This is a genomic window from Streptomyces sp. NPDC006265, assembly GCF_040613555.1.
In the GTDB taxonomy this organism is placed as follows: Bacteria; Actinomycetota; Actinomycetes; order Streptomycetales; family Streptomycetaceae; genus Streptomyces.
Genome location: NZ_JBEXSH010000840.1, coordinates 1 through 3,949, shown reverse-complemented (window position 1 = coordinate 3,949; position 3,949 = coordinate 1). Strand labels below are relative to the sequence as shown.

Below are 3,949 nucleotides of genomic sequence, written 5' to 3'. Positions count from 1 at the left end.
GTCCACCGCGACATCAAGCCGGGCAACGTGATGATGACCAAGCGCGCCGTGGTCAAGGTCATGGACTTCGGCATCGCCCGCGCCATGCAGACGCGGTCCTGGCCGCCCTCGCAGAGACCGTCGCCGACGTCGTCGCCAAGGGCGATGAGAAGGTCACCATCCCCGGCTTCCTGACTTTCGAGCGCACCCACCGCGCTGCCCGTACGGCCCGCAATCCCCAGACGGGCGAGCCGCTGGAGATCGCAGCCGGATACAGCGTGAAGGTCTCGGCAGGCTCCAAGCTCAAGGAAGCCGCGAAGGGCAAGTAGCCCCCAGCCGTGCCGCGAGCACTCCAGAACCGCGTCCTGACTCAAGGACGCACGCCGTCAGCCGATCACTGCGTGGAGCCCGGATAATTGTGGCGCCGACGGGGTAGAACGGACGCCGGGTGCCCTCCGTCTACGGAGGGCTCCGACTCCAAACCAGCCGGGATTCCTCGGCAAGATCGAAGGACACGCAGTATGGCCAGCGGCACCGTGAAGTGGTTCAACTCGGAGAAGGGCTTCGGTTTCATCGCCCAGGACGGCGGCGGCCCGGACGTCTTCGCCCATTACTCCAACATCGCCGGCAGCGGCTACCGCGAGCTGGCGGAGGGCGACGCGGTCACTTTCGACGTGACACAGGGGCAGAAGGGCCCCCAGGCCGAGAACATCGTCCGGAGCTGACGGCCGTACGGCACCGCCCCGCCCGCGAAGATCACTGTGTAGAGTGGCATCACCGACGCGGGGTGGAGCAGCTCGGTAGCTCGCTGGGCTCATAACCCAGAGGTCGCAGGTTCAAATCCTGTCCCCGCTACTGACCGACGGGCCTGGCCTACAGCCGGGCCCGTCGTCGTATCCGAACACCGCGTTGCCTGGCCGGGCCCTGCCTCACTCCAGCGTTGGCGGGGGAGATGTGCCGCGACGCCAGGGTAGCTGCGGTCACTGGACCAAAGCGCGGTAGATACGAAGCGCTACTTCGGGATGCTGCAGGTATCCGATTATCCCGTGATGGTGAGAAGTTTCATTTCGGATCTGGCTGAAATTTTCAACTTCTGGGGTTACCGGGAAGCGCTCGCGGTCGAGTGGATGGAGAGCGACGATGTCCTGCGGGTCGAAGGCGTTGAACCAGATTTTGACACCATGAGGACGGCTGACCGGCCTTAGTTTTTGCGCGATGGGGTTGATCGCAAGCGGCGAGCCCAGCGTGACGAGGGTTGGCACCTTCCAGTTGAGCTCTTCGGCATCCCGCTTGAGCACGTTGTAGGCAACGACTGAACCCAACGAGTGGGCCACGACTACGTGTTCCTCATCTGAGGTGATGGCTTTCCGAACGCCGTCGTCTATCTGAGTCTGTATGCCGATGGAGTGCAGATATCGATATACGTCGCGCGTAACCAGTTGCAGACTGGCGCTAGCGAGTCCAGGGGATCGGTCGATGGCGCGCAGAGCAGCGAGCACCCACGGCCAGTTCCGGACGCCCTTCTGGATCACGCCTGGCTGGCCGGCTACGGCACGGATGTCTTCCTCGGCTAGGCCAAGACGCTGCACAGCCTCCCCGACGACCTCAGCGATGAATTTTTCCTCACCCGGAGCCAGATCACCGTAGCCCTTGACGATCACGTCAGGTGCTGCGTCGGTGAGGCCCTCCACCAGGTGGTTCAGCGTGTCTCCGTAGTAGGGAAATCGGACCCGTTCCTCAGGAATGGTCGCGCTGACACCTGCCCCCGTCAGACCTTTGTGAAGTGCTTGTACCCACTCTTGCTTCAGGTCTGCCGCATTCTTGCGCTGCTGGGACCGTCCGTGGATGAGAACAAGTCGGCGCATGACGGCACCTCCCTACCCTCAAAGAAGGCTGAGAAGACGAGGCAGGTCTGCATCTGTGAAGAGCGTCCAGTGCGATGTCTGCGGAGCGGGAACTTCAGGTACCTCGTCCCCTGTGAGCGGACCTACCAGAGCCCAACCGCGAGCCAGTAGCGGCGTGAACGGAAGCACCGGACGGCCCCAGTCCTCCGACAAGAGCATGACGTCGTAGAACGCATTCCCGGCTTCCAGGTTGTCCCGGGTCAGCAACTTACCGACCAGGTCCCGCTGCCCAAGGCTCGCCAAGCCGTAAGCGAGATAGATCGCCAGTGAAGGGTCGGCCTCACCGTGCTTCGCAAAGAGCCCCATCAGGTCGTCCGGGGTGTAGCCCTCCCACCAAGTCAATCCGTAGCGGGAAGCCGCAGCGATCCATGCGCGACGATCTACATAGGTCGCATCAAGTGGCTCACGGCGCCCCCGGGTGCCCTCACTCAGAGGTGCGTACGAGACATCAACGAGCTGATCCTGCCGAAAGACCGCCGTGGCTACGCGGCCCAGCAACGCCGGAATGACGACGCAGTGGCCGGACTCCAAGTGCAGCAGAATGCTGGAAGCGCGTTGGGCGGCATCGACCTCGATCTGGACGACATCGGACGCCACGTGCTCCGCCTTAGCACCGTCCGTGTAGATGGCCTTGATGGAGTTACCTGTTACCTGTATGGCAGAGGACTCGATCTTTCCGGGGTCCGGCGGAGGAGTCACAAGGTCGTTGGCCGCACGCATGGCCTCGTCATACGCCGGATCCACCGGCGGCGTGACCTCGCGTTCCGACTCGACCTCATGAGCCAGCACAGCCGCATCTGGCGCTTCTATTGCCGGAAGCCGCGACAACCAGGCCTTCTTCGGATGGGACGTGATCCACCCATCCGGGAACTGGTTGGCGGCCATCTGTGCTCCTAGCTCGGTAATCTGCCTACCTACGTACCCGGGAAGCTGTTCCTTCAGCGGGTAGGGGCGGACGAGCTGGAACACCCTGCTGTCCTGTCGGACCTGTTCGAGCACCTCAGAGTAGTCTCCCCCCAACGCCTTGGCGAGAACCTCTGTGTAAACAGCTCGGTACTCTCTGCTTGAAACGAGAGGATCGGCGATCTCGTAGGACGATTCTCCAGGTCTGCATGCGAAGAAGACGTCCACCCAGTCTGTACGCCGGGGTCGGTTCTCGAACAGCGATGATCCGGAGTAGACATCCAGGGAACTGCCGCCGCTCGATGCCGTTCGGCAGGCGTCCGAGATCAGGGTCACATGTCCTACCCCGCACTTCCTCGCCATCATCCAACTGAGCCAGATGTTGACGGCCTCGTTCGGGTTCTGAGGAGCCCTTGACAGCAACCAGTACTCATTCCCGTTGACGAGTACACCGTGTCCGCAGAAGTACACGATGAGTTGCTCCAGGGAGATAAGATCCGCGAACGACTGCACTGCCTCGCTGACCTCCGCGAGACGGACCACGTCACCGCTGGTGTCAGAGAAAACCTTGATCCGATGATCGGGAATGCCCTGACCCCGCGCCCACGTCTCCATGTGGTGAAGACCGTGATCTACAGCCTCTAGCTCGGGTAGATCGACGGCTTTATGCACCCCAATCAGAACTACCGCACGATCCGGATCCATATCAGGCATATCAGGCACTCCATTCACCCCCTTCGACCGTAACGCGGATCACGGGTGAACTCCTGCTGACCGAAAGTAGTAACGGACACCACCCCCACGCCCGCACACCCCAATCGCATGGCGCTGACCTGCAAAGGCATCTCCTGGAACGTTGACTCAGCCTCGGGCCAGCGTCGCTCCACCCAGTCCCGGCAAGGTGTTTTTGTATGCTCCGCCGCACTGCGGGCATGCCTTCGCCCGCAGCGTGCCTGGAGCCAGCCGGCCCAGCGCTCGGACACGCAGGGCTGGAGGAATTGATGCGCGGCACAACGATCGCCCGCCGGTACCGGCTGAAGGAGCCGATCGGCAGCGGAGGCATGGGCACCGTGTGGCGCGCCGAGGACCTCCACGACGCGAGCTGGAAGGGCGAGGCGGCGGAGGTCTTCCGCAGCCTGCTCAAGAAGATCCGCGAGAACTAC

At 62.7% G+C, this 3,949-nt stretch carries 3 protein-coding genes, 1 tRNA gene and 2 pseudogenes; 4 read left to right on the top strand and 2 right to left on the bottom strand.

Features of this window, described 5'->3' with window-relative positions; genetic code table 11:
- The 4 genes and pseudogenes from ABZ281_RS41125 to ABZ281_RS41110 form a co-directional block, all read left to right on the top strand.
- A pseudogene (locus ABZ281_RS41125) lies at positions 1-93 on the top strand (protein kinase); the annotation flags it as partial.
- Positions 87-308, top strand: a pseudogene (locus ABZ281_RS41120) (HU family DNA-binding protein); the annotation flags it as partial. The pseudogenes ABZ281_RS41125 and ABZ281_RS41120, both read left to right, overlap by 7 nt.
- A gap of 192 nt (positions 309-500) precedes the next feature.
- Positions 501-704: a cold-shock protein gene (locus tag ABZ281_RS41115; protein ID WP_053679654.1), complete on the top strand. Its 204-nt coding sequence runs from the start codon at positions 501-503 to the stop codon at positions 702-704.
- A 56-nt stretch (positions 705-760) separates the two neighbouring features.
- Positions 761-834 (top strand) — tRNA-Met (locus tag ABZ281_RS41110).
- 125 nt (positions 835-959) lie between these two features.
- Here the strand turns inward: ABZ281_RS41110 and ABZ281_RS41105 are convergent.
- Positions 960-1,844, bottom strand: coding sequence for a hypothetical protein (locus tag ABZ281_RS41105; protein ID WP_356663060.1), 885 nt, complete (start codon positions 1,842-1,844; stop codon positions 960-962).
- An 18-nt stretch (positions 1,845-1,862) separates the two neighbouring features.
- Complete coding sequence (locus ABZ281_RS41100) at positions 1,863-3,500, bottom strand: caspase family protein (RefSeq protein ID WP_356663059.1); 1,638 nt, start codon at positions 3,498-3,500, stop codon at positions 1,863-1,865.
- Between the last annotated feature and the right edge of the window lie 449 nt (positions 3,501-3,949).

Coding starts and splice junctions, on each gene's coding strand:
- ABZ281_RS41115 (WP_053679654.1), top strand. CDS start 501: ATGGCCAGCGGCACCGTGAAGTGGTTCAACTCGGAGAAGGGCTTCGGT.
- ABZ281_RS41105 (WP_356663060.1), bottom strand. CDS start 1,844: ATGCGCCGACTTGTTCTCATCCACGGACGGTCCCAGCAGCGCAAGAAT.
- ABZ281_RS41100 (WP_356663059.1), bottom strand. CDS start 3,500: ATGCCTGATATGGATCCGGATCGTGCGGTAGTTCTGATTGGGGTGCAT.